Genomic DNA, 26224 nt, shown 5'->3' on the forward strand with positions numbered 1-26224 from the left:
TGAACAACAAGAACAACGCTCATGTCTATCGATATTGGAAATCGCCTGCGCCACGTGCGCACCGCCCATAACATGTCCCAGCGTGAACTGGCGAAGAAGACCGGAGTTCCGAACTCGACGATTTCATTGATCGAATCGAACAGCTCGAATCCTTCGGTGGGTGCGTTGAAGCGCATCCTGGATGGGATACCGATCGGGCTGGCGGAATTCTTCGCTCTCAAGCCGGAGGCGCCGAGGAAGGCGTTCTATGCTGCGGAGGAACTGGTCGAGATCGGCAAGGGAGGAATCTCCTACCGGCAGGTCGGCGAGAGCATGTTCGGCCGAAGTCTGCAGATGTTGAGGGAATGTTATCAGCCCGGCGCCGACACCGGGAAGGTTGCGCTCGTCCACGAGGGGGAGGAAGGCGGGATCGTCCTTTCCGGAAGGCTGGAAGTCACGGTCGACAACGAGCGTCGGATCCTTGGTCCAGGGGACGCTTACTATTTCGAGAGCCGACGCCCGCATCGCTTCAGATGCGTCGGCCCGGTGCCCTGTGAGGTTATCAGCGCCTGCACACCGCCGACTTTCTAGGATTGACCCTCGATGCGCGCGAGCACCCGGTCGAGTGCTGTATGCAGGGCGAAGCGTCCACCCATGGTCTCGAAGTCTGTTAGAACCTGTTCGTTGAGCCCCCCCTTGGTGGCAAACTCGCGGCTTAGGTCGGAGAAATCCTCCCCCGAGTTCTCGCTAGTCCGCCTTGCCAAGCTTTCGAAGAGAGGCGCGAGATAGGCCTTCGCCTTCGATTTCTCCAACCCATTCTCCTCGAGCCATGCGGTTGTGATTTCCATCACGCCGAAGTAGGTCGACATCAGCGCGCTCGCGGCGGCAAGAAGATCGTATTCCTTCCTCGATGCGCATTGCACGGCACTGCCAAGGGTATCGAAGAGCGCCGCGACGCTCGTGTCGGGAGGATAGATCGCAGTGACGCCCTGCCTTCCGGCGACGAAGGGCAGCGGGATTGCCTGGACCAGATGCACGTCTGCTCCGATCCAGTCCAGCAGGGTCTGCCTCTCGGTCGCCGCGACGAGGCTGATCACTGACTGACCGTCCCGAAAGACGAGATCGCCGACGACCTCCCGGGCGATCTGCGGGCGTATCGCCAGTACGACGATGTCACTGCGATCGACGACCGTCTGGTTGTCCGACGCGACCGCGACTGCATGGAATTTGGATGCAAGCCGACCCGCCGTGTCGGGGTTGCGAGGGGAGAGATAGACCTGTGATGCGAAGGCCGGTTCGGCGAGAAGACCGCGCACCATAGCCTCGCTGATGGCCCCCGTTCCGACGAAGCCGATGCTTGTGATTGTCATGGCCTACTCCGCAGCCCTGAGAGGTCCGAGCGTCACGTCGGTCGTATAGTTTTCTCGCATGAAGTTGATGAAATTGTCCTGGAATTGCCACGTATCTGCGTGAGCCAGTTCATCGGCAAGATCGACGTTCCGATCCCGGATCGCTTCAAGCATCAGGCTGTGCTCGTCGGTCAAGAGAGAGCGTTCGCGCGTTCGTTCCAGATACTCGAAGTTCAGATGCAGCATGCGCTGGCCCTGGGAGAGCAGCTTGTCATAGAACGATGCAAGATACTGGTTCTTGCCGGCGTAGGCGACTGCCATATGGAACTCCTTGTTTGCCTTCGACATCGCCGGGTGGCTGCCGGCCTTGACTGCGGTAGCAGATGCCTTGTCGCGCTTGACGATCACCTTGATGTCGGCGTCAGTGCGCAGCGCCGCTGCAGGCGGGTATTCTTTCGCTGCGCGATGTCGAGGGCTTCCACATATTTGGGGAAGGTCGCGACCTCAGTCTCGTCAGTCGGTTAAGTCCCTTTCGCTCGCATAAGCGGCATTGGGCCAGAAAATCGGGTTGGCGGCAATGCAATTTTTCCGCTTGAGTTTGTCGGCCCGCTGTTGACATAAATTCGTCAGTCGACACGTAGCCGACATCAAATGACAAGAAACGGCGAAAGCCGACGAGTGGAACAACGCGCTTTGCACGGCAAAGAGGAATGTTGACCGCGTCGACCGCTCAGAGGAGCGGACGATATCGGCGACGTGGTGATATACTCACCCGATGAGGCAATAAATCTCGCGCTCCCCGTCTAGTGATCTGCGCGATGACACAGGGCTTGGCCGCGGCATCCCGCCTCGGCCCAGGAAGGGAAGGAGACAACGCATGAACAATGTAGCGATCCACCCGATCGTGGATTCCGGATACCGGGCGACCGATGCGTCATTTGTCGGGGGCACGCTCGTGTGCAACTGCGCGAGCAACCCGGTCAAAGTCCGCATCAAGGGCGATATCGCCCATAACCATGCCTGTGGCTGCACGAAATGTTGGAAGCCGAAGGGTGCGGTCTTTTCGGTGGTTGCCGTGACTCCGACGCAGAACGTCGAGGTTCTGGAGAATGGAAACAAGCTGGCGGTCGTCGACGCGTCCGCGCTGATCCAGCGCCATGCCTGCAAGGATTGCGGGGTTCACATGTACGGGCCAGTCGAGCGCGATCATGCTTTCCAGGGACTTTCCTTCGTCCACCCCGAACGGTTCCAGGAAAAAGGCTGGGCAGGACCGGGCTTTGCGGCCTTCGTATCGTCCATTATCGAAAGCGGATACGACCCTGGGAAGATGGTCGTCGTGCGGTCGCATCTCAAGGACGTTGGACTTGAGCCTTACGATTGCCTGTCGCCAACGCTGATGGACGTGATCGCCACCTGGACGGCGAAAAAGGCGGGGGTTCTGGCGGCCTGACGCGTCGCGGAAATTCGCTTTGGGTACCGTCGCGATTTTGCGGCGGTTCTCTAAAAAAGGCACCGACGCGTCGTCACCAAGGTGCGGTCAGTCCTTGTTGAGAATGGCTGCCCGCAACGCGTCGTTGATGCGGTCCTGCCAACCTGGACCGCCGGCCTGGAAATGGGCGAGAACCTCGCTGTCGAGCTTCAAGGTCACAAGCTCCTTCGCGTTCGGCAGAGCGGGCCGCTCGACGGCTGGTGTCGCTGATCTCTTGACGGGTTTGAACAGGGCCTCGGCCGCTTCATGCGGGTTAGCGGGGCGTCTCGGCGTGCGCATGCGCGTTCTTCTTCCTGATTTTCGAGCCCGACTATTCGAACTCAGGACCGGGTTTGTCGGCAGTATCTGTCGTGTCGTCAAGTGGAAACACCGGCCAATCGGCCTCGCCGGCATTGCTCGGTTGTTTCTTTAGTCTCATTCGACTTGCTTCGGCCCGTTCGGCGAGCCGCACGCAGTAGCGTCGGCGCATCTCGGCTGCGTCGATTGCCCCTTCGGCCCACTGGTCGATGAGCGCAAGAATTTGCGGGTCGGTGTCGATCGGCAGCCCGCGGGCTCGGGCCCGGGCGATCGCCCGGTCTGCGATATCTCTGCGTGACTGCATGGCTTGTCCGTCCCTTGTGGCCCATCATGGCCAAGGCCCGCGGCAATAGCAATTTGGCACATCGACGGCCATCCGAAAGGATGAGTGCGCAACAGTTTCCCACGGGGTTATGCTTGCGATCTGGCTAAAGCAAACAGACCGCCATTGAGCGCGGGAGGAGAGACCTCTCAGAGAACAGAGGACACAACGCGATCGGACGCGCCCGGCAGCATATATCCAAGCCGGATCAAATGAGCATGAGGACGAGGAGCAACAACACCGTGATCGGGACGATTGGCAATGACGATGCGTTCGTCATCCTTCCTCCTCGTCGGGTCTTGTATTTGACGGTGGGCGGTCACTTGCGTAGATGACAGCGAGACGATTTTCAGGGGTAGGAACTGCCGCGCCGTGTTCTGGGGAAGCCTGCATTCAGACCCGCATTTCCCATGTCCCTAAACAGAGCATCCCTTTAGAAAGATATCCGCGCACATTCTTGCCCTTGCGGCGATCTCCTCGATGTTGGGTGCGGGCAGCTGGCGCAGCATGGCGGCGCGCTGGGGTTCCATGATCATCATGCCCCGCAACATGCCGCAAGCGGCGTGCGGGTCTTCAAGCTTGATCAGCCCGCGTTCCACCTGACGGCTCAGCCAGTTTTCCATCGACGTGTTGGTTCGGACGATCGCCTTTTCGTAGAAGGAGGTGGCAAGTTCGGGGAAGCGGTCGGATTCGCCAATGACGAGACGGGTAATCGTGATCGTATCCTGCGAAAGCGTCAGCATGCCATAGGCCATCAGCATGCGCTCCAACCCCTGGCGGAGCCCGGCCGTCGCCAGCGTACCAGGATCGAGCGCCAGCAGGAAACGCCCGGTCCGATCCGAGACCATTTCGGAAAACAGATCTGCCTTCGTCGGGAACAGACGATAGAGCGTCTTCGTCGAAACGCCGGCTTCCTGGGCAATCGCGGCAATGCTCACCGCGGCATAACCGTTCTCGTGAAACTGCCTGTTAGCGGCCTCGATAAGCACGCCGCGCGTATCCTCGTCGCAACGCACCTGCGGCCTGCCGCGCGGCTTCTTCTCGATTTTGTGATTTTGGACCATCTCAATTTTCCAAATTCTTGTTGACTTCCCTTTTTTAACTCATATTTTGGAAAACAGCAAGTTTCCTAAATTGGACTTGAGCCAGATTTCAAGGCCGCGGCCGAGACGACAGCGACCTTCCACCAGGAGAGTGACGATGTCCGTCAACAAGCTGCATGCCCTGAACAACAATGCCGCCCCAGCCGATGCGTCGGTCAGCAAAACGGCAGCGGAAGCCACGCCCACGACCCTCGATGCCGGCAAGATGCCGCCTGTCACTGAGCCCGCCGTCACCGCTCCGACCGCAGAAGCACCGGCCCGCAAGCGCGGTGGCCGCTCCCTGCTGATTGGTGTGGCTGCCATCGCCATCATCGCCGCAGCCGCCTATTACGGGCACAATTACTGGACGGTCGGCCGCTTCGAGGTCTCGACTGACGATGCCTATGTCAAGGCAGACAGCACCACCGTCGCACCGAAGGTCTCGGGTTATCTTTCCGAGGTCCTCGTCAGCGACAATGAAACGGTGAAAGCCGGCCAGCCGCTTGCCCGCATCGATGACCGCGATTTCCGCACCGCGCTCGATCAGGCGAAAGCCGACGTCGCCGCTGCTGACGCCACCGTCAGCGCCAAGCAGGCTTCGCTCGATATCCAGCAGTCGACCATTGCGGCTGCCCGTGCCACGCTCGACGTTGACCGGGCCAACGAGACCTTCGCGGAGCAGAACAACAAGCGCTATACGAACCTCGCTACCAACGGCTATGCGCCGGTCCAGACCGCCCAGCAGGCAGCCTCGGCAATCGCCGCCGCCCAAGCAACGATCGTACGCGACAGTGCTGCCCTCGATGCCGCAACCAAGCAGGTCGAGCTTCTGAACGCCGAGCTTGCACAGGCCAGGGCGACACTTGCCCATGACCAGGCCGTCGCGCATCAGGCCGAGCTCAACCTCTCCTATGCGACGATCGTCGCGCCTGTCGACGGCACGATCGGCAACCGCACGCTGCGCGTCGGCCAATATGTCCAGGCCGGCACCCAGCTGATGGCAGTGGTGCCGACAACGGCGGCCTATATCGTCGCCAACTACAAGGAAACGCAGCTGACCGATGTCCGTGCAGGCCAGCCTGTTGATATCGAGGTCGATATGTTCCCGGGTCGCACCTATCGCGGCCATGTCGATAGCCTGTCGCCGGCGAGCGGCCAGGAATTCGCGCTGCTGCCGCCCGACAACGCCACCGGCAACTTCACCAAGGTCGTTCAGCGCATCCCGGTGAAGATCGTGCTTGATGGCGATGCCGCCGAAAAGGGCGACCTGCGCCCCGGCATGTCCGTCCAGCCGAGCATCGACATCAAAGCCGATGCCGGCAGCAACTAAGCGAAAGGGCAGGAGATCCGTGTCATGTCCAGTATCGCAACAACAGCCGGCGCCATCCCGCAGCCGGGCGCCAGCAGCAAGGCCAGTACCAGGGAATGGATCGCCGTTCTCGCCGGTATGATCGGCGCCTTCATGGCGATCCTCAATATCCAGATCACCAATGCCTCGCTTCTCGATATCGAGGGCGGCATCGGCACAGGCGTCGATAATGGCGCCTGGATCTCCACTTCCTATCTGATCGGTGAGATCGTCGTCATTCCGCTGACGGCCTATTTCAGCAATGTCTTCTCGTTCCGCCGTTATATCCTCGTCAATTCCATCCTGTTCCCGCTCTTCTCCATGGCCTGCGCCTTCGCGCATGATTTGGGCACTATGATCCTGCTGCGCGGCCTTCAGGGTTTTGCCGGCGGCGTCTTGATCCCCATGGCCTTCACCATGGTGCTGACCAAGCTGCCGAAGAACCAGCAGCCGCTCGGCCTTGCCGTCTTTGCTCTGTCGGTTACCTTCGCCCCGGCCATCGGCCCGACGATCGGCGGTTACCTGACGGAAAATTACGGATGGCAGACGATTTTCTTCATCAACACCATCCCGAGCCTCATCATGGCGGCGGCTCTCGCGCTGACGCTCGAAAAGCAGCCGATGCAGCTGCATCTTCTAAAGGAAGGCGACTGGGCCGGCATCGTCACCATGGCCATCGGCCTTTCCGCCCTGCAGACCGTGCTGGAGGAAGGCAACAAGGACGACTGGTTCTCATCGCCCTTCATCGTCAAGCTCGCCATCGTCGCCTTCGTCTTCCTGGCCGCCTTCATCTGGATCGAGCTGACCGTCAAGAAGCCGCTCGTAAAGCTGAGCCTGCTCACCCAGCGCAATTTCGGCATCGGCGTGCTGGTCAATGTGCTGGTTGGCGTGGCGCTCTTCGGCACCGTCTATATCCTGCCGCAATATCTCGGCCAGGTGCAGCGCTACAATGCCGAGCAGATCGGTAACGTGCTTGCCTGGACCGGCCTGCCGCAGCTCTTGCTCATCCCGCTCGTGCCTGTTTTGATGAAGCGCTTTGATGCTCGCTATATCGGCTTTCTCGGTATCTCGATCTTCGCAATCAGCTGCTTCATGAACATCACGCTCTCGGCCAACAATGCCGGTGACCAGTTCTTGATCCCGAATATCGTGCGCGCCATCGGCCAGGCCCTGGTGCTGACCCCGATCACCGCCATCACCACGGCCGGTATCGCGGCCGCCGATGCCGCCGCAGCCTCGGGTCTGACCAACATGCTGCGCAATCTCGGCGGTGCGGTCGGAACGGCTTCGCTCGGCACGATCCTGACCAAGCGCGAGCAGTTCCATTCGAACATCATCGGCCAGTCGATTACGCTGACCCGTGATGAGGTGCGTGATCGCCTGACCCAACTGTCGGGCTATTTCACGCAGCACGGTGTCACCGACCCGGCCGTCGCATCGCAGAAGGCGATCGTCGCCCTCGGTCAGATCGTCAAGCGCCAGGCATTGATCATGGGCTTCAGCGATACATTTGCTGTCATCGGTGTGGTGCTGGTGCTGGCAGCAATTGCCCTGCTTTTCACCAGGAAGCCGCAAGGCGGCGGAGGTGCTGGCGCCCATTGAGGCGCCCGACTGACCCGGAAACAGGCCCGACGGGCCTGTTTTTCGTTGCGTCTCGTGTAGCCCGATTAACGGTGACGGAGATATGCTTGTCGCGCACCGTTATGCGGCATTGAGCAAGGGCAGCAGCTGTGCGCCCTGCCGTTTGATCTCCGAAAGATAGGGCGTGTCGGAGAGCACGAAATGGCTGATGCCGAGCTCCTGGTATTTGCGCAGCGAGCGGGCGACATCTGCGGCGGAGCCGACCAGCCAGGTCGTGCCCGCCCCTCCGCCGCCGAATTTGCCGGGCGTGGTATAGAGATTGTCGTCGAGCACTTCGCCGCGCTGATGAAGATCGAGTAGGCGCTGCTGGCCGACAGCGACCGCCCGCTGGTGGTCGTGCCAGCCGGCACCGGCGTTCTTCGCCATTTCGGCGACCTTCGCCTCGGCGTCGGCCCAGGCCTCTTCTGTGGTGTCGCGCACCAGCGTCGTTATCCTCAGCCCGAATTGAAGCGGCGGCAGATCGCGGTCGAGGTCCCGGCTCAGCCGCTTCAGGCGCTCGATCCGTTCCCGCACGCCATCAAGCGGCTCACCCCAGAAGAGCTGGACATCGGCTTCCGTGGCCGATACGCGCTCGGCTGCTTCCGATGCACCGCCGAAATAGAGCTTCGGATGACGGCGCTCGCCGAGGGCCTCGATGCGGGGAACGACCGTGGATTCGGTGACCCCGAAGTGCTCGCCGGAATAGGTAACGTTCTCTTCGGTCCATAGTTTTCGCACCAGTCGCATGAATTCCTTGGTGCGGCCGTAGCGGTGCGCCTGGTCGCCCTCGCTGTCGCCATAGGCGGCAAGATTGTCTTTGCCCGAGACGATGTTGACGCGCACGCGGCCGCCGGTGAGATGGTCAAGCGAGGCCGCTGCCGACGCGAAATTCGCCGGCCGCCAGTAGCCGGGGCGGATGGCGATCAGCGGCTCGAAGGTGGTGGTGCGTGCCGCAAGCGCGGTGGCAAGTGTGAAGGTATCCGGGCGACCCCAGCCGGTGCCGATGAGAGCACCCTTCCAGCCGTGCTCTTCCAGAGCCTTGGCATGGCTGGTCAGTGTTTCCAGGCTGTTGTGGTCTTCGGCCGTGGAATCGCCGCGATGGCCGGGCTTGACGGCATTGGGGATATACCAGAGGAATTCCGGATTGCTGCTCATGCGATGCGCCTGCACTTCTTTGTGATTGAACGACGAAGACGAAGGATAGGGTGGCCGGGCTCCCTTGCTATGCCCGCCCATCTCACATTTCTTGGGGCAAGGCTTATCCGGCGGCTCGCACCGCTTCGCCCTGTCGCGCCTTTAGCGCCAGCGCATTCGGTGGACGGCGAAGACCGAGGTTTTCGCGCAGCGTCGTGCCTTCGTAGTCCTCACGGAACAGGCCTCGCTCGCGCAGGATCGGAACGACCTGATCGACGAAGTCTGTCAGTCCCGTCGGCAGGATCGGCGGCATGATGTTGAAGGCGTCCGCCGCGCCGTAGTCGAACCATTCCTGCATCGCGTCTGCCACCTGCTCTGGCGTGCCGACGACCGTGCGGTGTCCGCGCGCGGTCGCGACTGCCAGGTAGAATTCGCGCAGCGTCAGATTGTTGCGCGATACCAGATCGGTGACGAGCTTCAGGCGGCTCTTGTTGAGCTCGGTATTCTCAGGCAGCGGCGGTGCCGGATCGTCGAGCGAATAGCCTGAGAGATCGACGCCCTTGTAGTGGCGCGACAGGATGTTCCAGGCGATCGAGGGGTGAACCAGCGATTGGATATAGTCGTAATTTTCTTTGGCTTCCGCCTCCGTGCCGCCGAGAACCGGAAAGATGCCCGGGCTGATCAGCAGTTCGTCGGGGGTGCGCCCATAGCGGGCGAGCCTGCCCTTGACGTCCGAGTAGAATTCCTGGGCATCTTCCAGCGTCTGGTTGGCGGTAAAGATCATCTCGGCGGTGCGCGCTGCGAGCTCGCGTCCCGGCTCGGATGCGCCGGCCTGAACAATGACGGGATAACCCTGCACTGGGCGGCCGACATTCAGGGGACCACTGACGGAGAAGAACTGACCCTTGTGATCGAGCTGATGCACCTTGTCCGGATCGAGGTAAACGCCGCTTTCCTTGTCGCGGATGAAGGCATCGTCCTCGTAGGAATCCCACAAGCCTTTCACCAGATCAACGAATTCCTCGGCTCGCGCATAACGCTCGGCATGGGCCGGATGGCCGGGGATCGAGAAGTTCTTGGAGACATCGGCACCTGTGGTGACGACGTTCCAGGCCGCGCGCCCCTTGGAGATATAATCGAGCGAGGCGAATTTGCGGGCAAGCAGGTAGGGGTCTTCGTAAGTGGTGGAGGCTGTCGCGACGAAGCCGATACGGCTTGTCGCCTGCGAGAGCGCCGCCCACAGGGTCACCGGCTCGAAATGGGCGCCCTGGGAGGTGCGGCGCAGTGCTTCTGGATCCTTGGCGCGCTCCCAGCCAGCGGGACTGTCGGCAACGAAGACCAGATCGAATTTACCGCGTTCGGCGGTCTGGACGAGCTCACGGTAGTGATCGACGTTCAGACCGGCGTCGGCCTGTGCATTCGGATGGCGCCAGGCAGCGACATGATGGCCGGTGGCCATGATGAACGCGCCGAGCCGCATTTGTCGTTTCTGCGTGGCCATGATGACGGTCTCCGTTGGATTTCAGGCGGCGCGACGGCCGGGAACATCAACCCCGAGCCGTCTCAGAAGACGGGTTCGGATTTGCGCGAAACGCGGATCGCCGTGATCGCGTGGCGCCGGCAGATCGATGTGCAAGTCCTCCACGAAACGTCCCTCGTCGAGCACCAGGATACGGTCGGCAAGCGAGATCGCTTCATCGACATCGTGGGTTACGAGGAGAACGGCGGGACGATGCCTGGCGCAGAGTTCGCGCAACAGGTCGTGCATTTTCAGCCGGGTCAGCGCATCGAGAGCGCCGAACGGTTCGTCGGCCAGAAGCAGGGCCGGCTCCCGCACCAGCGAGCGGGCAAGCGCCACCCTCTGCTGTTCGCCGCCGGAAAGCTGGTTCGGCCACGCACTTTCCCGTCCTTCGAGACCCACTTCTGCCAGTGCTTTCCTGCCTGCTTCCTGTCCGGTATTGCCCGGCAGGCCGAGCGTGACGTTTTGGATGACTGTGCGCCAGGGCAGCAGACGGGCGTCCTGAAACACCACCGAGAGTTTTTCGGGTGTTTCTAGCGTGCCGGTTCCCTCGACCTCGTGGTCAAGGCCGGCAAGGGCGCGCAGGAAGGTGCTCTTGCCCGAGCCGCTTTTCCCTAGGAGGGCCACGAACTCGCCTTCTCCGATATCGAGATCCACGTCGTCGAGGATCGTCTTTGCGGCGAAGCGGCGGACGAGGTTTTCGACGTGGACAGCAGGTTTCAGTTGGCCAGGGTGCGGCGCCATGAGAGAGCCCTCCGTTCGATGAGGCGGACGAGACCGTCCGAGACGAGGCCAAGCAGCACATAGACCACGAGTCCGACGAGAATGACGTCGGTCTGGCCATAGGTGCGGGCGAGATCGATCATGTAGCCAAGGCCGCTGGTGGAGTTGATCTGTTCGACCACCACCAGCGAAACCCAGCAGAGAGTGACGGCAAAGCGCAGGCCGAGAAGGAAGCCGGGCAAGGCGCCGGGCAGCACGACCTGGAAGATGAAATCCTTCTGGCTCATGCGCAACGTTTCGGCGAGTTCGACATAGCGGCTGTCGATGCTGCGCAGCGCATTATGCGTGTGGATGTAGATGGGGATGATGACGGCAAGCACGATGGTCGTCACCTTCATGCCTTCGCCGATCCCGAACCACAGGATGAAAAGCGGGATCAGCGCCAGCGTCGGGATGGCGCGCTTGATCTGGATCGGCCCATCGATCAGCGCCTCGCCGACACGCGAGAGGCCAGCAATGACCGCAAGGGCTGTGCCGATGACGAGGCCGATGCTGAGGCCGAGCAACGCGCGGGTCGCAGAGGTCACGAAGTTATCCTGCAGGCGGCCCTCGGCGATCAGCCGTCCAAAGGCCTCTACGACCGTCCAGGGTGCCGAGAGAATGCGCGGGTCGATCCAGCCGAGTGCCGATCCGGCAACCCAGGCCAGCACCAGCAAGGCCGGGCCGATCTGCAATCCGAAGGGTACCTCGCGTCCGGGCCCGAGCCTGCGGCGAGCGCGGGAGGCTGCGGGTTTTGCCGTGGGTGTTACGCCAACACTTTCACGCTGCGATATCCGTGATGTCTTGACGTTATCTGCGTCCCAAGTGGTTGCCATGCTTGCGATCTCCTCTCTTCGCTATGAAACGGCACGTGCGATCACTGGCTTCTCGTCAGAGCGCCTGCAGCGATTTTCTCGAAGCGATTGTCGAAGATCTGTTCGACGTCGAAGGGCTTGTAGCCAAGCTCGTCGGCCAAGAGGTTGATGGTTTCCTGGTGACGCTTCTTCACGTCGGCCCAACTGTCGGGGATGACCTGGGTGCCTGCGAGCTTGACGAGAAAATCGGCGTCTTCACGGCTCAGGCCCTGCTGGCCGATATAATATTCCTTGATCCAGATTTCGGGATTCTGATTGACCCATTCGGTGGCGCGAGCCCAGAGCCGGATATATTCGGCAAGGGCGGTTGCCTTGGCGGGATCGTCGAGAACCCATTGCGGTGCATAGAGATGCGAGGGGTCGTCTCGCAGGCCATGCTCGACGAGGCTCGCGCCATCCTGGCCGTATTGGCCGATGTAACGACGGATATAGACAGTTCCGAGCGGTGCGATGTCGACCTGCTTGCTGGCGAGCGCCTTCGGATAGACATCGCCGGTGCTTGGCAGCTCCACCAGCGTGGCGTCTTTCTTCGTCAGCCCCGCTGCATGCAGCGCGCGAAGCACGAGTGTCCCCTGGGCCTGGCCGGGGCTGAAAGCGATGCGCTTACCGCGGAAATCCGCCAGTGACTTGACGTCGACACCGGGTGCAATGCCGAAACGGTAGATCGGATTGGCAATCGGGTCTTTTCGTTCGCGATAGGCGATGTTGCGGACGGGCAGGTTGTTCCAGGTGGCGAAGATCGACGGGATTTCGGCGACGGAACCAACATCGAGCGCATGCGCGCGGAAGGCTTCCGAGGTTTGTGGACCACCGCTGAGATTGGCCCATTTGACCTCGAAGGTGAGTTCCTTGATGAGGCCGGAAACCTCCAGAGCTTTCTGCGTGACCGGATCACCGATCGTCAGCACCGTTCCCGGCGGCACCTTGTCGAGCAGCGGTGCGCTCGTCTCGGCCGCCGCCACGTTGCCGAACATGCCGAGGGAGATGAGGCCGAGCACAGCCGTTCCCAATGTTTTTGCCAGTATCATCGTTGATGTTTCCCGTTTCAGGTCGCAGTGTCAGGGAGCGATGACGGAAAGGGTGTCGAATTCTCTATTAAATCTATAGACTATTTATTCCTTTCGTTCGCCGGTTAATGAAAAATCCTACCAAGCGTAAAAGACATGGCGGATTCCCGTGTTGCTTGTCGAAGGCGGGGTGATTTTGGTCTCGGCGAGAAGACGCGGCCTGAAGTTGTGATCAGAGCGAAGTCACTGCAGTGAAGCCAATGCAATCGTCAAGCCGTTCGTCATGGAACCGTACAACCGGATCTTCTCTTAACTTTCTGGAAACCCTATCTTGCTTCGGAGGTGGCATGAAAATCTCCTGCTGCGAGACATGGTTACATTCCTTTACGTTCCGCTGTTAAAGTGACAGCAGAAAGATCTGCTGCAGCGACTTTACGGTTGGGATAACGATGCTTGGTGCTGAGATCGTTGCATTCCTGGAGGCGTGTCCGATGGCGGTGCTCGTGCTCGACGCCGCTGGGCAGGTCATGTTTGCCAACGCCCAGGCCGAACATCTCCTTGATCTCGAAGACCGGCTTGCCGGCGCTGATGTTGGCGAACTCATGCCGGAATGGCCGTTGTTGCCAGGCGTCTCCACCGTATTCATCAGCGATCGTCTCGGTCAGCGTCGGCTATGTCGCGTACAAGTCTTGAGCTGGCCCACAGGCACGGAGATGGCAACGGCAGCTTTCCTCGAGCCTGTCGATGACGAGCCTCCGGCAGGCCATGCGGCGCGCGAGGCCAATCTGCGCCTGCGCTATGTCATCGAAATGTTGCCGGAGGCGGTCTGCGTGTTCGACGCCAACGACCGCTATGTGCTCTGGAACCAGAAATATGCAGAGCTCTATGCCGACATAGCCGAGCACCTCAGACCTGGTGTCGCCTTTGAGGATATTTTGAGGACCAGCCTAGCCGGCGACGGGATGCGCGAACTTGTCGACGACAAGGAGGCTTGGCTCAGCGCCCGCATGCAGAAATTCCATCAGCCGGTTTCCCAGGACGAACAGCAGTTGCGGGACGGCCGATGGCTGCGCCATGACGACCGGCGCACGCCGGACGGCGGCGCGATCGGCATGCGCATCGATATTACTGGCCTCAAGCAGCGGGAGGACTGGCTTCGCCAATTGTTCGACGCCAATCCAATGCCGATGCTTTTGTGCGATGGCGATAGTCTCGCCATTCTGCAAGCCAATAGGGCAGCCGTTGATTTCTATGGAGTCCAGCCCGCGGTGCTGCAGTCTAAGCGGGCCTGCGACATGCATACCGATAGCGAGCTCCGGGCATTCGAGAAGGCCCTCCTTAATCTCGACGGTGACTGTGACGCCCGGACGATCTGGCGTCAGAAGACGAGCGACGGATTGGAGCGCCACGTGCTGATCTATATTCGGCTCCTGCACGAGGGATCCGAGCGCCGGCTGCTGCTCACCGTGGCTGATGTCAGCGACAGAATCCTTGCCGAAACTGAAGCCAATCGTCTGGCACATCACGACATTCTGACAGGCTTGCCCAACAGGATGCAATTCTACAAGGCACTCGGAAAAGCACTGGCATCGGATGAACGTGAAAATGTCGTTATCTGCTGCCTGGATCTAGATGGCTTTAAGCCCGTCAATGACACGTTTGGCCATGCCGCTGGCGATGAAGTACTGAAAAATGTCGCCCACAGGCTGGAAGTGCATGCGCCTGGCCATCTGGTCGCCCGCCTCGGGGGCGATGAATTCGCAATCCTGATGACGGGAGAACGGGTCGACGCAGTTGATCTAGCCGAGCGCTGCATCGCCGCCTTCGAGCAGCCCTTTGCCATCAATGGTCTTGCCATCCGCCTTGGCGTCAGCATCGGCATTGCTGCTGCTGAAGGGCTGGACGGCGAGGCCCTCATGCAGGAGGCGGACCGGGCGCTCTATCGTGCCAAGGCCGGCGGTCGCAATACCTGGCGCATGATGTCTGAGGATTTGCATATTCCAAAGCGAGCCAAGGCCTGATCGGTCCCGGCCGGATCGTCAGCCCTCGTCCTGTCTTGCCGCAAGCAGCCAATCCCGAAGCGTTTTTGCCTCGCGCGAGAGGCCTTTCGCCTCGATGAGCCAGTAGGCCTTGTCCGTATCGGACGCCCTCTCGAAGAGGGAAATCAGCGAACCCGCCGCGATCTCGTCTGCGATCAGCGCTGTCGGGCAAAGGCCGACACCCTGGCCACCGATCAACGAGCCGATCATGAGATTGAAGTCGGCAAAAACAGGTCCGAGCTTCGGTGCGGAATGGATGCCGGTGCCTGACAACCAGCGTGCCCAGGCATCGGTCGTCTCGTCGTGCAGGATTTCGCAACCAAGCAGGTCGGCAGGCGTATGAAAGGGACCATGTCGAGCGAGGAATTCCGCCGAGCAGGTTGGTCTCGTCTCGGCATCCAAGAGCTTGATGGCGCCGGAACTCGGCCGCATCCCGTGGCAGATCAGCAGGTCGGCGCCGGCCGCTTCCGGCGTCTTGGCATCGAGCGCATAGACGATGTTGATCCGGATATCAGGATAAGCAATTCTCAGCCTCGGCAGCTGCGGAATGAGCCATCGCACCGCCATGGAGGGAATGCACGCAACGCTGACAGGACGGCTGTTCGCCTCCAGCCGTAATTGCCCGGCGGCGATTTCGATATGCGCCAATGCATGCGTGACGGCTGCGCCGAATTCCCTGCCGGCGGCTGTCAGCGTCACGCCGCGGCTATGGCGCAAAAACAAGGGAACACAAAGCCAGTTCTCTATCGCCCTCACATGCTGGCTGATGCCGGCGGGCTTCAGGTTTAATTCGGCAGCTGCCCTGACGAAGCTTTCATGACGTGCGGCGGCTTCGAATGCCCGCAATGATGCGATGGGAAGGTTTCTCATGTGAGATGGCTAAGCAAAACTTGCCCATTGAGCAAGAAACATCTCGGTTGCCCCATGGTGCAACCGCGCTAAGAGTGCTCGTCGACTTATCGCGTGTCGCGGGGCAGAGCACCCGAAGATCGCCAGCCGAGCGGAAACAACAAGATGTCGAAGCAGTCCATGATGCCAAGCCCTTCTGACGCAGCCGAGCGACGTTCAGCGCCGCCCGTGGTCGTCTATCCCGTAGAAACGCTTCCCTCCGCCGATCTCGAGCTGCTTGCGGCCGCCCGCCAAACGTTGACGAAGGTCACCGAGGTGATCGTGCCGCCGCGCGAAGCAGGCAGCTTCCACGTTGCGCAGGGGCATTTCTTCCGCATCGTCAGCATGGAGGGCCCTCAGGTCGGCGATCTCAATCTGTGGAATGCCGGCGATCTCACCGAACGTTTTTTCAGCGGCAAGACGCGGGCCTTGCACGCCACCCATGTTGGCATTGGTGATCGTCTCTGGAGCACGCTGCCATATCTGCGTCCCATGGCAACCATCACCTACGACAGCCTTGGCTGGTACGGCTGGGACGATGATGGCGCCGGCGTTCACGATGTCATCGGAACACGCTGCGATCCCTATACCAACCGGTTGCTGGAAGGTGGCGATTATCATCACTGCTGCCATTCGAACCTGACACGGGCGCTTGCCGCCGACTGCGGCATACCGATCGAGCAGGCCGAGATGCATGTCCATGACGTGCTGAATGTCTTCATGTGCACCGGCTTCACCAGGGATACACATCAGTATTTCATGAAGGCTAGCCCTGTGCGCCCGGGAGACTTCATCGAATTCTTTGCTGAGATCGATCTTCTCGGTGCCCTGTCTGCCTGCCCGGGAGGCGATTGTAGCGCAAGTCATTCCAGTGATGCGGCCGCCTGCTATCCTTTGAAAGTCGAGGTATGGAAGCCCGATCCCGCGACGCTCGCCAACTGGACGCCGCCGGGGCCCAATCCCTATCCGAGAACGCATCGGTAAAGCGGTGAACCGCACGGGCGTTCGTGGACGAGCGGTCAGACGATTAGGATTGCCCTGAAGTCGTTGACATTGGTGCCGGTCGGGCCGGTTTCGAACAGGTCGCCGATGGCCGTGAAGCCGGAATAGCTGTCATTGCCGTCAAGCACGCGGCGCGGGTCGAGGCCGGCTGCGCGCAATCTCTTGACCGTGCCGCCATCCGAGAATGCGCCGGCATTGTCTTCCGAACCGTCGATGCCATCGGTATCGGCGGCAAGCACGTGAATGGCGTCATGCCCGTCGATTGCCAATGCGAGTGCGAGCGCGAATTCGCCGTTGCGGCCGCCTTTGCCGCCCCTGACGCGCAGCGTCACCGTCGTCTCGCCGCCGGAGAGGATGACGACAGGCTTGGTGAAAGGCCGGTCGCGACCGGCTACCTCGCGGGCGATCGCCGCATGCACCTGTGCCACGTCGCGCGATTCCCCTTCGACGGAATCCGACAGGATCGCCGGCGTTATACCCTCAGAACGGGCCAGTTCGGCGGCCGCTTCGAGCGACACGCCGGCCGAGGCGATGATGTGATGTTCATGACGGGCAAAGACCGGATCGTTCGGGTGCGGCGCATCGGCCCTGGGGGAGTTCAGATGATCGATCGCCGCCTGGGGCAATTTAAGGCTGTATTGCTTGATGATTTGAAGCGCGTCGTGACGGGTCGAGCCGTCAGGAACGGTTGGGCCCGAGGCGACATGGGCCGGGTTGTCGCCGGGAATATCCGAGACGATCAGGCTGATGACGCGGGCTTTGGTCGCAGCGGCGAGCCGGCCGCCCTTGATGGTGGAAAGATGCTTGCGCACGACGTTCATGGCAGAGATCGGTGCGCCGGAGGCGAGCAGCAGCTCGTTGAGCAGGATCTCGTCCTGCAGCGTCAGGCCCTCGGGCGGGGAGGGCAGGAGCGCCGAGCCGCCGCCGCAGATCAGGGCGATGACGAGATCGTTTTCGCCAAGGCCGGCGACTGCTTCCAGCAGGCGTTTACTGGCGGCAAGACCGGCGGCATCGGGAACCGGATGGGCGGCTTCGATGATGTCGATATTCTGTGTTTCACAGCCGTAGCCGTAGCGGGTGACGACCACGCCTTCGAGCGGGCCGTCCCACACGCTTTCCAGTGCGCGCGCCATCTGCGCAGCACCCTTGCCGGCGCCGATCACAACCGTCTTGCCGCCAGGCTTTTCCGGCAGATGCGCCTTGATGCCGGTCACCGGATCGGCGGCGCGAACGGCCGCGGAAAACAGGCTGGTGAGGAACTCGCGGGGAGAGGATAGGGCCATGATGATCTCTCTTGAGATACGACAGGAGGGGAAGCTTACCGCTACCCTACGCTTGGACTGACGGCATATGGATTGTCAATCTCGAAGGCAACTATCCTCTCGGTGCGATTGATAATCGTCGGGCCGCGCTATCTATTCGGGGGAAAAGCAACAATCATTTGGAGAATTTGCAATGGTCAACGAACAGCAGTTGATCTCGAAGATTACCTGGCGCCTCATGCCATTCCTCGGAATCCTTTACCTCATTGCCTATATCGATCGTCAGAACGTGAGTTTCGCCAAGCTGGAAATGGTCGATGCGCTCGGTATGAGCGAATATGCCTACGGCCTTGGCGCCTCGCTCTTTTTCATCGGCTATTTCCTCTTCGAAGTGCCGAGCAACCTGTTTCTCGACAGGTTCGGCGCACGCGTCTGGTTCGCGCGCATCCTGGTCTCCTGGGGTATCGTCACCATCCTGCTCTCCTATACGCAGAACGCGACGATGTTCTATATCCTGCGCTTCCTGCTCGGCGTCTGCGAGGCGGGCTTCTTTCCGGGCGTCCTCTACCTTCTGACACTCTGGTTCCCTTCGGATTATCGCGGCCGCATGGTGGGGCTCTTCATGATCTTCAGCGCGCTTGCCAATGCCGTCGGAGCGCCGGTCGGCGGCATGCTGCTCGATCTTGACGGCTTCCTTGGCCATGAGGGCTGGCAATGGGTGTTCCTGGCAACCGGCATTCCGGCCGTCATCGCCGGCATCGTCACCTTCTTCTATCTCTACGACCGGCCCGAAAGTGCAAGTTTCCTCAGTGACGAGGAGAAGGGCTGGCTTGCAAACCGGCTTGCATCCGAAAATTCCGGCATGGACCACAATGCCGGAAACGGCTTCAAGGCGCTTGTCGATCCCCGCGTCCTGTTGATGGCGCTCTGCTACATCGCCTTTCCGCTCGCAGCTTACGGCCTCAGCTACTGGTTGCCGACCATCGTGAAGTCATTCGGTGTCAGCAACACGGTAAACGGCTTCATCAACATCATCCCGTGGATACTGGTCGCGATTGCACTCTGGGCGGTGCCGGCTGCTGCCGACAAGGTGAAGGTGAAGACGCCCTATATCGTCATCCCGGCCTTCATTGGGGCGGCTTGCCTGCTGCTCTCCGCGCTCGTGCCGAACAACACGGTGCAGTTCATATTCCTCTGCATTGCCGCAGCCGGCATCTTCGCGCCGCAGCCGGTCTTCTGGAGCCTTCCGTCACGCTTCCTGAAGGGAGCCGGGGCTGCAGCCGGCCTCGCCGCCATCAATTCCGTCGGCAATCTTGGCGGCTTCGTCGCCCAGAACGTCGTGCCCTGGATCAAGGATGCGACTGGAAGCACGATTGCGCCGATGTTCTTCCTGTCAATCTGCCTTGCCGTCGGCGCGCTGCTCGTCTTTGTCGTTGCCACGGTGATAGCACGCAAGGAGCATGACGCTGTACCACGCGGCGCCTGAAAGCCTTGAAATATCGAAGTCCCGACACGCTTGTGCCGGGACTTCTCTCCACGGAGCGTGCAGGGCACGGGGTGACGGCACCTAGGAGGATATTTCCTCGAGCTTGCGTCCACCGGTCTCGATCATCTGCGTTGCGGCCAGCGCGCCGATGACGGCGACGATCCCGAACATGATGAAGACCGAATTGATGCCTTGGGCGCCGACCATGTAGCCGACTGTCATCGGACCGACGGCTGAGGCGATGCGCAGCCATGATGTGGCAAGACCCGTTCCGACCGCACGCATGCGCGTCGGATAGATTTCCGGCGTATAGAGATAGAGCACGGCATTGACGGAACCGACGACGCCGTAAGCAAGCGTTGCAAGTAGAATGAGTGACCAGAGACTGTTTGCCCCGCCGGCGGCGAGCGCTGCCAGCAGAACCGCGCCGACGAGGAAGGAAACGACGGCCCAGGTGCGCCTTCCGATGCGGTCGATGCAGAAGGCGCAGGCAAGCAGGATGACGACCTGGGCGACATTGGTCATCGAGGCTGCTCGCAGCGCACTCCCGAGTTCCAGCGAATAGACGGTGTGATAGAGTGTCGGCATCCAGTTGTTCAGGCTGTTGGCGACAAAGAACGAACTTGCCCAGAGGATCCAGGCGACGATAGTGCGCACACGGAAGGTCGGTGACAACAGTTCCCGCCAGCGGCTGCGTGGCCGCGGTGCGGCGGCCTGGCTCTGACCGCCGAGCGCCAGTGTGGCTTCGTTATAGGCGCGGTCGTCGAAGGAATAGCCGGGATCCTTGCGCCGCGCACTTTCCTCGGCCTGGCGGATCACCTTTTCGGCTTCGTCGAGCCGGCCCTGGCCGATCAGCCAGCGCGGCGATTCCGGCAGGCGGTACAGCAGATAGGCAATCAGCAGGCCGGGAATCCCGCCAAGCAGGAAGAGCGATTTCCAGCCGAAGACCGGCACGATCAACGTGCCGACCTGCCCCGTCACCATCAACCCGATCGGGAAGATCAGCTCGTAGAGCATGAAGTTGCGTCCGCGACCCTTGGCGCGCAAAAGCTCGCTGATATAGGTGGCAGCGACGGGCATTTCGCCGCCAACCCCGATACCCTGGATCAGTCGGCAAATGAACAGCATCCGGAAATCGCCGACCAATATGCAGGCCAGACTCATGACCGACATGAGCGCGGTCGCGGATGCGGCCATGTGAACGCGGCCGAACGTCTCTGCAAGCCGGCTGAAGAGCAGCGCGCCGACGAGCTGGCCGATATAACTTGCCGCGATCATCCAGCCGATCTCGGCCGGCGTCAACGCCCAAAGCTTGATCAGGATCGGCAGGACAAAGGCAAGCGAAAGCGCATCGAAGGCATCGAGAAAAGTGGCGCTGCCCATGACGATACGCGCCCGGCGATGCCAGGACGTAAAGGGGATCGCTTCGAAACGCGCGGTCAAGACCACTGCGCGGCCTGGCAATCGCATCTGCTGCGGGCCATCTTGCGAGACTTCACCTGCAGCCGAGCCAGCGACCAGTATGCTATTGTTATCGTGCATATCATCCTCCCAGATCGGCACGGTTAAACAGGCTGGCGGCGCCTCCTTGCCGCCAGCTTCGCCCTATTTGGCGGCAGCTTCAATCATCTTGCCGATCGCCTCTGCGATGACATCGCTGCATTCTATCGGCGTCAGATGCCGGGCGCCCGGCAGGATCGTCAGGGACGCCCCAGGGATCGCCTCTGCAAGCTGGCGCGCACTCTCGACAGGGGTTGCATAGTCCTCTTCGCCGACAATGACGGAAACCGGGAAATGGAAGCCGGGAAGGGCGCCGCGAAGGTCGGCATTGCCGAGCATGATGCAGGTCGCTTCATAGGCGTCGAGATCGTTGCGGACAAAGATCTCCATCATCTCCCGGATCTTGACGGGGTTTTGCGCCCTGAACCCGTCTCCGAACCAGCGGGTCGCCTGGAAGGCCGCCATCGAGGCGAGGCCTTCAGTCCTCGCTTTTTGAGCCCGCGCCCGCCATTCCTGCGGGGCCTTTTCTCCATACCAAGCGGTAGTATCGATGAGGGTCATCGCCGAAACCCGTTCCGGGTGATGGGCGGCGAAGGCCTGCGTGATACAGCCGCCCATGGAACAGCCCGCAACCACCACTTGGTCCCAGCCGGCCTTGTCGAGAACCTCGGCAGCATCGTCGGCGAAGCGCTCGATTGCGTTGGAAAGGGGGGCACGGCTGCTCCAGCCATGCCCCCGGCAGTCGATACAGATTATCTCGGCCTGTCCTTCCAGTCTGGAGACGACATCCGTCCAGATGCTGCCATCAAGGGCAAGCGAATGGATCAGCAGCAGGCGCGGCTTTCCCGGTGTGCCGTATCGCCGGAAGGCGATGGTTGCGCCATCCGAGACGGTCACGAACTCATAGTGACCGTCCATTGCGCGGGTTTCTTGCTTCAGCATCTTGCCGTTCCGATCAGCCGGCCATTGCCAGGTCATTTTCGCCGACCAGCGGCACGTTCCAGGCGTCATAGCCGTAGAGCCATGTCGTATCTTCGTTGCCACCCGACATCCATGTATTGGCGCTGGAGATCGCCTGGATGCGAGAGGTGCGCGGCTTGCGGTTTGCCTCGTAGCGGCGGAAGGCGCCTTCGATGTCGTCATTGTCGACGGCCTCGAGGCAGCGTGCCAGCACGGCGGCATCCTCGATGGAGGTTGCGGCACCCTGGGCCATATAGGGCGTCATCGGATGGCAGGCGTCGCCCAGAAGCGCAACGCGCCCATCGCTCCAGCGTGGCAGCGGTTCGCGTTCGAGAATTGCCCATTTATGGCAATCCGGGCAGGCGTTGAGCACCATCTGAACTTCCGGATGGAAGCCTTCATAGGCGGCGCGCAACTCCTTGACGTCGCCCTTTGACGACCAGGATTCGGTTGTCATCCAGTCGGCCGACTCGGGAACACTGGTGACGAAGTAGAGCGAGCTCCGGTCTGCTGCCGTATAGTAGATGACGATGTGCCGGTCGAGGCCCCACCACTTTGTTCTGGAGGGTGCAATCGTGCCACCGTTCATCAGGCTGGCATCGAAGACTGCGCGATAGGCGATGCGTCCCTTGTGGAGCGGCGCGTCGGGACCGACGATGGTCTCGCGCACCAGCGAGTGAACGCCATCTGCGGCAATGACCGCATCCGCTTCGACCTTCGTGCCGTCGGCGAAAGAAAGGCTCACGCCGCCGTTTTTCTGATCGAGGCCGATGAGCTTCTTGCCGAGATGAACAATCTCGGGCGGAAGCACTGAATAAAGCGCCTCATGCAAGTCGGCGCGATGCATGCAGAGGAACGGCGCGCCATAAAGATCTTCCGGCATCGGCAGCTCGCGCTTGATCTCGCCGGTGTCCCAGACGCGGTTGAGGTGGGAATAGGGTTCGAAGGCAATCTTCTTGAGGCGATCCAGCACGCCGATGCCGCGCAGGACATGCGATGAATTCGGCAGCATCTGAATGCCGGCGCCGACGCGCGCAAATTTCGGCGCCTGCTCGTAAACCTGGACATCTATGCCGACCTTGCGCAGTGTCGCCGCTGCGGCAAGGCCGCCCATTCCGGCACCAATGATTGCGATTTTCGGTTTGCTCTTGGCCATGTCGTCTCCTCCGTGTCGGTCAAGTTGGGACGAGCCTAGAGGCGTGACATGTGCATGTAAAATATTTATATTGTTCAACACTTAAACTCAAAAAGTTCTAGGTTATCGATGGAACTCAGGCATCTCAGATATTTCGTGGCCGTCGCGGAGGAGGGGAGCTTCAACCGCGCCGCCGAGCGCCTGCACATCCAGCAGCCGCCTCTCGGCCAGCAGATCAGGGATCTCGAATATGAGCTCGGCGTCTCGCTGTTCGACCGGTCTCCCCGCCGGGTCGCCCTGAATAGTGCGGGCGAACTGTTCCTGCAGGAGGCACGCGATATCCTTCGGCGGTCGCAGTTGGCGGTCGACAATGTGCGCCGCTTCAGCAAAGGCGAAAGCGGCCGGCTGTCGGTCGGCTTCACCAGCTCGGCCTCGCTGCATGTGCTTGCGCCGCAATTCCTCCAGCAGTTCCGCCGCGCCTTTCCGCTTGCCGAGATCGTGGTCGAGGAGAGCGAGACCTATGAGCTAATCCTTGCCCTTCAGCAGCAGCGCGTCGATGTCGCGCTGCTGCATATCGATGCGAAGCGCTTTCCGGAGCTGACGGCACGGGCTCTCTCGGAAGAGGACATGCTGGTCGCTATCCCGCGCGGCCACCCCTACGCCGAGGCGGAGGGTGAACCGCTGACGCTCGGTATGCTCCACGATGTCGATATGGTCGTCTATCGACGCACGGATGGACCCGGGATCTTCGAGCGCCTGATGGAAACTTTCCGCACTGCCGGTGTTACACCGCGGATCGTCGATGAGGTCTCGCGAATCATCGCTGCCATCAATCTGGTGGCCGGCGGGCGCGGTCTGACTGTCGTGCCGGCATCGATGCGGGTGCTGCATCGGGAATCGGTCGTCTATCGGCCGCTCTTTCCGGGCGATCTGCCGCCGCTACCGCTCTATGTCGCCCACCGCGCCGACGCGCGCCTTGCGCTCATTCGCAATTTCGTCGATCTGACGGAGAGGATCGCATCAAGTTCATCCCCGACCAGCGAGGCTGGGCGAACAACCTAGTAGGTTTAGGCCAATTCATCCTGCAGAGAACGGCCGACGAGCGTCAGGAGATCGTCCCTTACCCGGGGCGCTGCGGCGATGACCGGGCCGCCGGTCAAAAGTGTGCCCTTACCGGGGAAGGCTTCGGTCCATCCGCCGGCTTCACGGATCATCAATAGCCCGGCCATGCAGTCCCAGGCGTTGATATGCGGTTCGTAATAGCCGGCGAGCCGGCCGCAGGCGACCTGTGCCAGCATCAGTGCGCCGGAGCCATTGCGGATGAACATGCCACCGGCTTCCAGCAGCAGGTGGATGAAGATCGAGACCTGCTTCAGCGGGATGCGGAAATTGGCGCCGACGCCGAGAAGGCCGGTACCAATCACCGTCGCCTTGTCGATGCTGATCGCATTACCATTCAGGAAGGCACCTTCGCCTTTCTTCGCCACGAAGAGATCGCCTGTCGTCGGCTGGCAGATAAGGCCGAGCACAGTCTCATCAGCCTTCATGACGGCAATCGAGATGCACCACTGGTCGATGCCATGCACGAAGCAGCTCGTGCCGTCGATCGGATCGACGACCCAGAGATAGCCCGAGGGACCGTCCGCCAGCCCTTCCTCTTCACCGAGCACGCCGTCATCCGGGAAGGCGGCGGTTATGCGGTCGCGGATCATCGCCTCCACGGCCTTATCGGCCTGGCTCACCACATCCTGGCCGTTCAGCTTATGGCCGGTTTCGAGCGAGGCGAGATCGGAGAAGTAGGAGAGCGCCTTTCCGGCCGCATCGAGGATCACGTCTTTGGCAAGCACGAAGCGGGCATCATCAGGAAATTCGCAATGCGTGGGAATCTTTCGGACAGGAATCAGGGCCTGAAGCTCTGGCGGATGACGAGCTCAGGAATGACGCGTTCATACCCCGGCGGCAAGTCCGGATTTTCGAGGCGGCGCTCCATCAGTTCGACGGCACGCAGCGCCATGACGAGCGGATCCTGGCGGAAGGTCGTCAGCTGGTAGCTCAGCCAGGATGCCTCTGGAACATCGTCGAAGCCGATGATGGCGACATCCTCGGGAATGCGCAGTTTCACCTCCTGCCGCACGTAGTCCATAAGCCCGAAGGCGATCTGGTCGTTGGCGCAGTAGACGGCATCAGGGTGCACGGATTTCGAAAACAGGGCGCGGCCGGCGGTAATGCCGCTCTCATAATCCGAATCCGCGCCGCGGCCGATGAACACGTCCGCACCCAGACCTTCTGCCGTCGACAGGAAGGCGTTTTCGCGCTCGATGATGCTCGGTGTGCCGGTGTTGGAGCCGGCGACTGCCAGGCGGCGTCGTCCAGCTTCGAAGAAAACCGTTGCTGCCTTGCGGGAGGCTTCCGAGTTACCCGCGCGCACGTGGTCGGCATCCGGTTCGGAACGGCCGATGACCACAAGCGGCTGGCCGTTGCGCTGGGCAAGTTCGAAGAAGCTTGCTGGCGGCGAACCGGAGAGGATGATGATCGCTTCGGCACGGTGACCGATCAGCATCTTCTGGGCGGCCAGCAGTTCGTCCTCCGTCTGACCGGTATTGATGAGGATTGGAATGCTGCCGCGCTGGATCAGGAATTTGGCGAGGGCGGCGGCGAGATGCGCGCGGAAGCCGACTTCCGGCTTGGTGGCGACGATACCGACGAGGCGGCTCTGATTGGCCAGCACGCCGCGCGCAAGATCGTTGACGTGGTAGCCGAGTTCCTCAGCCGCGCGCAGCACCTTCTCGCGCGTCGCCGGCGCAACGCTTGCTCCCGGCGTAAAGGTGCGCGATACGGCCGAACGGGAAACGCCGGCAAGTTGCGCCACCTGTTCGGCGCTCACGAAGCGCATACGCTCCTTCTTCGGCGTCTTGACGTCGTTCACCGGACCATCAGTCATCGGTTTTCCCTCAATGTCTCACGCACGACAACTTCCGCCTTCTGAAACCGCTCAACAACGGTCAGCATTGAAAACCAGCGCTGGATGAGCCGCCGAAGGACGGGTGATGAGATTCGGCAATCCCCGCCGGCACATATATAGAGAGCGATGGCAGCAAGTTGACATGGGTCGCGGAGCGGGTTGCAACGTTCTGCCGTTTCAGGAAATCGTCCCGGTTCATTTCTCTGC

General features: G+C 61.1%; 24 protein-coding genes and 1 pseudogene. 8 read left to right on the forward strand and 17 right to left on the reverse strand.

Annotation, left to right across the window (positions count from 1 at the left end; translation table 11 throughout):
- The first annotated feature begins 21 nt into the window (after positions 1-21).
- Positions 22-570 (forward strand): cupin domain-containing protein, encoded by a 549-nt coding sequence (locus AC1DUP_RS13620; RefSeq protein ID WP_113508176.1) that lies wholly within the window; start codon positions 22-24, stop codon positions 568-570.
- Here the strand turns inward: AC1DUP_RS13620 and AC1DUP_RS13625 are convergent.
- Together AC1DUP_RS13625 and AC1DUP_RS13630 are read right to left on the reverse strand one after the other, a co-directional pair.
- On the reverse strand, positions 567-1349 hold the full coding sequence (locus AC1DUP_RS13625; RefSeq protein ID WP_113508177.1) for a pyrroline-5-carboxylate reductase: 783 nt from the start codon (positions 1347-1349) through the stop codon (positions 567-569). The genes AC1DUP_RS13620 and AC1DUP_RS13625 overlap by 4 nt on opposite strands.
- Before the next feature lie 3 nt (positions 1350-1352).
- Positions 1353-1834: pseudogene (locus AC1DUP_RS13630) on the reverse strand (FCD domain-containing protein); the annotation flags it as partial.
- Between the two features lie 371 nt (positions 1835-2205).
- Here AC1DUP_RS13630 and gfa point away from each other — a divergent pair.
- Positions 2206-2778, forward strand: a complete 573-nt coding sequence (gene gfa, locus AC1DUP_RS13635) for an S-(hydroxymethyl)glutathione synthase (RefSeq protein ID WP_113335051.1) — start codon at positions 2206-2208, stop codon at positions 2776-2778.
- An 87-nt stretch (positions 2779-2865) separates the two neighbouring features.
- On the opposite strand, the gene AC1DUP_RS13640 is transcribed toward gfa, so the two are convergent.
- From AC1DUP_RS13640 to AC1DUP_RS13650, 3 genes are all read right to left on the reverse strand, one after another.
- The gene (locus AC1DUP_RS13640; RefSeq protein ID WP_113508178.1) at positions 2866-3096 is read right to left on the reverse strand and encodes a BrnA antitoxin family protein; all 231 of its coding nucleotides are present in this window, start codon (positions 3094-3096) and stop codon (positions 2866-2868) included.
- Between the two features lie 31 nt (positions 3097-3127).
- Complete coding sequence (locus AC1DUP_RS13645) at positions 3128-3418, reverse strand: hypothetical protein (protein ID WP_113296913.1); 291 nt, start codon at positions 3416-3418, stop codon at positions 3128-3130.
- 434 nt (positions 3419-3852) lie between these two features.
- Positions 3853-4500 carry a TetR/AcrR family transcriptional regulator gene (locus AC1DUP_RS13650; protein ID WP_113307963.1) on the reverse strand — a complete coding sequence of 216 codons (648 nt, stop codon included), beginning with the start codon at positions 4498-4500 and terminating at the stop codon, positions 3853-3855.
- 136 nt (positions 4501-4636) lie between these two features.
- Between AC1DUP_RS13650 and AC1DUP_RS13655 the strand changes: the two genes are divergently transcribed.
- Positions 4637-5848: an HlyD family secretion protein gene (locus AC1DUP_RS13655; protein WP_113508180.1), complete on the forward strand. Its 1212-nt coding sequence runs from the start codon at positions 4637-4639 to the stop codon at positions 5846-5848.
- A 24-nt stretch (positions 5849-5872) separates the two neighbouring features.
- The gene (locus tag AC1DUP_RS13660) at positions 5873-7468 is read left to right on the forward strand and encodes a DHA2 family efflux MFS transporter permease subunit (RefSeq protein ID WP_113296909.1); all 1596 of its coding nucleotides are present in this window, start codon (positions 5873-5875) and stop codon (positions 7466-7468) included.
- Positions 7469-7567: 99 nt separating this feature from the next.
- Here AC1DUP_RS13660 and AC1DUP_RS13665 read toward each other — a convergent pair whose 3' ends face one another.
- The 5 genes from AC1DUP_RS13665 to AC1DUP_RS13685 all read right to left on the reverse strand — a co-directional run bounded on the left by AC1DUP_RS13665 (position 7568) and on the right by AC1DUP_RS13685 (position 12804).
- On the reverse strand, positions 7568-8641 hold the full coding sequence (locus tag AC1DUP_RS13665; RefSeq protein ID WP_113508181.1) for an LLM class flavin-dependent oxidoreductase: 1074 nt from the start codon (positions 8639-8641) through the stop codon (positions 7568-7570).
- Between the two features lie 103 nt (positions 8642-8744).
- Positions 8745-10121, reverse strand: a complete 1377-nt coding sequence (locus tag AC1DUP_RS13670) for an LLM class flavin-dependent oxidoreductase (RefSeq protein WP_477832913.1) — start codon at positions 10119-10121, stop codon at positions 8745-8747.
- A 21-nt stretch (positions 10122-10142) separates the two neighbouring features.
- Positions 10143-10883, reverse strand: coding sequence for an ABC transporter ATP-binding protein (locus AC1DUP_RS13675; protein ID WP_113296907.1), 741 nt, complete (start codon positions 10881-10883; stop codon positions 10143-10145).
- Positions 10859-11737 (reverse strand): ABC transporter permease, encoded by an 879-nt coding sequence (locus AC1DUP_RS13680; RefSeq protein WP_477832914.1) that lies wholly within the window; start codon positions 11735-11737, stop codon positions 10859-10861. Before AC1DUP_RS13680 ends, AC1DUP_RS13675 begins: the two co-directional genes overlap by 25 nt.
- Positions 11738-11778: 41 nt before the next feature.
- The gene (locus AC1DUP_RS13685) at positions 11779-12804 is read right to left on the reverse strand and encodes an ABC transporter substrate-binding protein (RefSeq protein ID WP_477832915.1); all 1026 of its coding nucleotides are present in this window, start codon (positions 12802-12804) and stop codon (positions 11779-11781) included.
- Positions 12805-13232: 428 nt separating this feature from the next.
- On the opposite strand from AC1DUP_RS13685, the gene AC1DUP_RS13690 reads away from it, so the two are divergent.
- Positions 13233-14804 (forward strand): diguanylate cyclase domain-containing protein, encoded by a 1572-nt coding sequence (locus tag AC1DUP_RS13690; protein WP_477832916.1) that lies wholly within the window; start codon positions 13233-13235, stop codon positions 14802-14804.
- 18 nt (positions 14805-14822) lie between these two features.
- Here AC1DUP_RS13690 and AC1DUP_RS13695 read toward each other — a convergent pair whose 3' ends face one another.
- The gene (locus tag AC1DUP_RS13695; RefSeq protein WP_113296903.1) at positions 14823-15692 is read right to left on the reverse strand and encodes a LysR substrate-binding domain-containing protein; all 870 of its coding nucleotides are present in this window, start codon (positions 15690-15692) and stop codon (positions 14823-14825) included.
- Positions 15693-15836: 144 nt separating this feature from the next.
- Between AC1DUP_RS13695 and AC1DUP_RS13700 the strand changes: the two genes are divergently transcribed.
- Complete coding sequence (locus tag AC1DUP_RS13700) at positions 15837-16694, forward strand: DUF1989 domain-containing protein (RefSeq protein ID WP_113307956.1); 858 nt, start codon at positions 15837-15839, stop codon at positions 16692-16694.
- A 35-nt stretch (positions 16695-16729) separates the two neighbouring features.
- Here AC1DUP_RS13700 and AC1DUP_RS13705 read toward each other — a convergent pair whose 3' ends face one another.
- Entirely contained in the window at positions 16730-17995 is a 1266-nt protein-coding gene (locus tag AC1DUP_RS13705) for a glycerate kinase type-2 family protein (RefSeq protein WP_115036876.1), read from the reverse strand.
- 172 nt (positions 17996-18167) lie between these two features.
- Here AC1DUP_RS13705 and AC1DUP_RS13710 point away from each other — a divergent pair, with 172 nt between their 5' ends.
- A complete protein-coding gene (locus tag AC1DUP_RS13710; RefSeq protein ID WP_113307954.1) occupies positions 18168-19460 on the forward strand; it encodes an MFS transporter in 1293 nt (430 codons plus the stop codon).
- 81 nt (positions 19461-19541) lie between these two features.
- On the opposite strand, the gene AC1DUP_RS13715 is transcribed toward AC1DUP_RS13710, so the two are convergent.
- The 3 genes from AC1DUP_RS13715 to AC1DUP_RS13725 form a co-directional block, all read right to left on the reverse strand.
- The gene (locus AC1DUP_RS13715; RefSeq protein ID WP_113307953.1) at positions 19542-21002 is read right to left on the reverse strand and encodes an MFS transporter; all 1461 of its coding nucleotides are present in this window, start codon (positions 21000-21002) and stop codon (positions 19542-19544) included.
- Positions 21003-21065: 63 nt separating this feature from the next.
- Entirely contained in the window at positions 21066-21902 is an 837-nt protein-coding gene (locus AC1DUP_RS13720) for an alpha/beta fold hydrolase (protein WP_477832917.1), read from the reverse strand.
- A gap of 13 nt (positions 21903-21915) precedes the next feature.
- Positions 21916-23076: an FAD-dependent monooxygenase gene (locus tag AC1DUP_RS13725; protein ID WP_113307952.1), complete on the reverse strand. Its 1161-nt coding sequence runs from the start codon at positions 23074-23076 to the stop codon at positions 21916-21918.
- Between the two features lie 108 nt (positions 23077-23184).
- Here AC1DUP_RS13725 and AC1DUP_RS13730 point away from each other — a divergent pair, with 108 nt between their 5' ends.
- A complete protein-coding gene (locus AC1DUP_RS13730; protein WP_113296896.1) occupies positions 23185-24117 on the forward strand; it encodes a LysR substrate-binding domain-containing protein in 933 nt (310 codons plus the stop codon).
- A gap of 5 nt (positions 24118-24122) precedes the next feature.
- Here the strand turns inward: AC1DUP_RS13730 and AC1DUP_RS13735 are convergent, their stop codons facing one another.
- Positions 24123-24941 carry an inositol monophosphatase family protein gene (locus AC1DUP_RS13735; RefSeq protein ID WP_477833033.1) on the reverse strand — a complete coding sequence of 273 codons (819 nt, stop codon included), beginning with the start codon at positions 24939-24941 and terminating at the stop codon, positions 24123-24125.
- Positions 24942-24955: 14 nt separating this feature from the next.
- The gene (locus AC1DUP_RS13740) at positions 24956-25996 is read right to left on the reverse strand and encodes a LacI family DNA-binding transcriptional regulator (RefSeq protein ID WP_113296894.1); all 1041 of its coding nucleotides are present in this window, start codon (positions 25994-25996) and stop codon (positions 24956-24958) included.
- Between the last annotated feature and the right edge of the window lie 228 nt (positions 25997-26224).

It is taken from the genome of Rhizobium sp. 01L419, assembly GCF_056400025.1.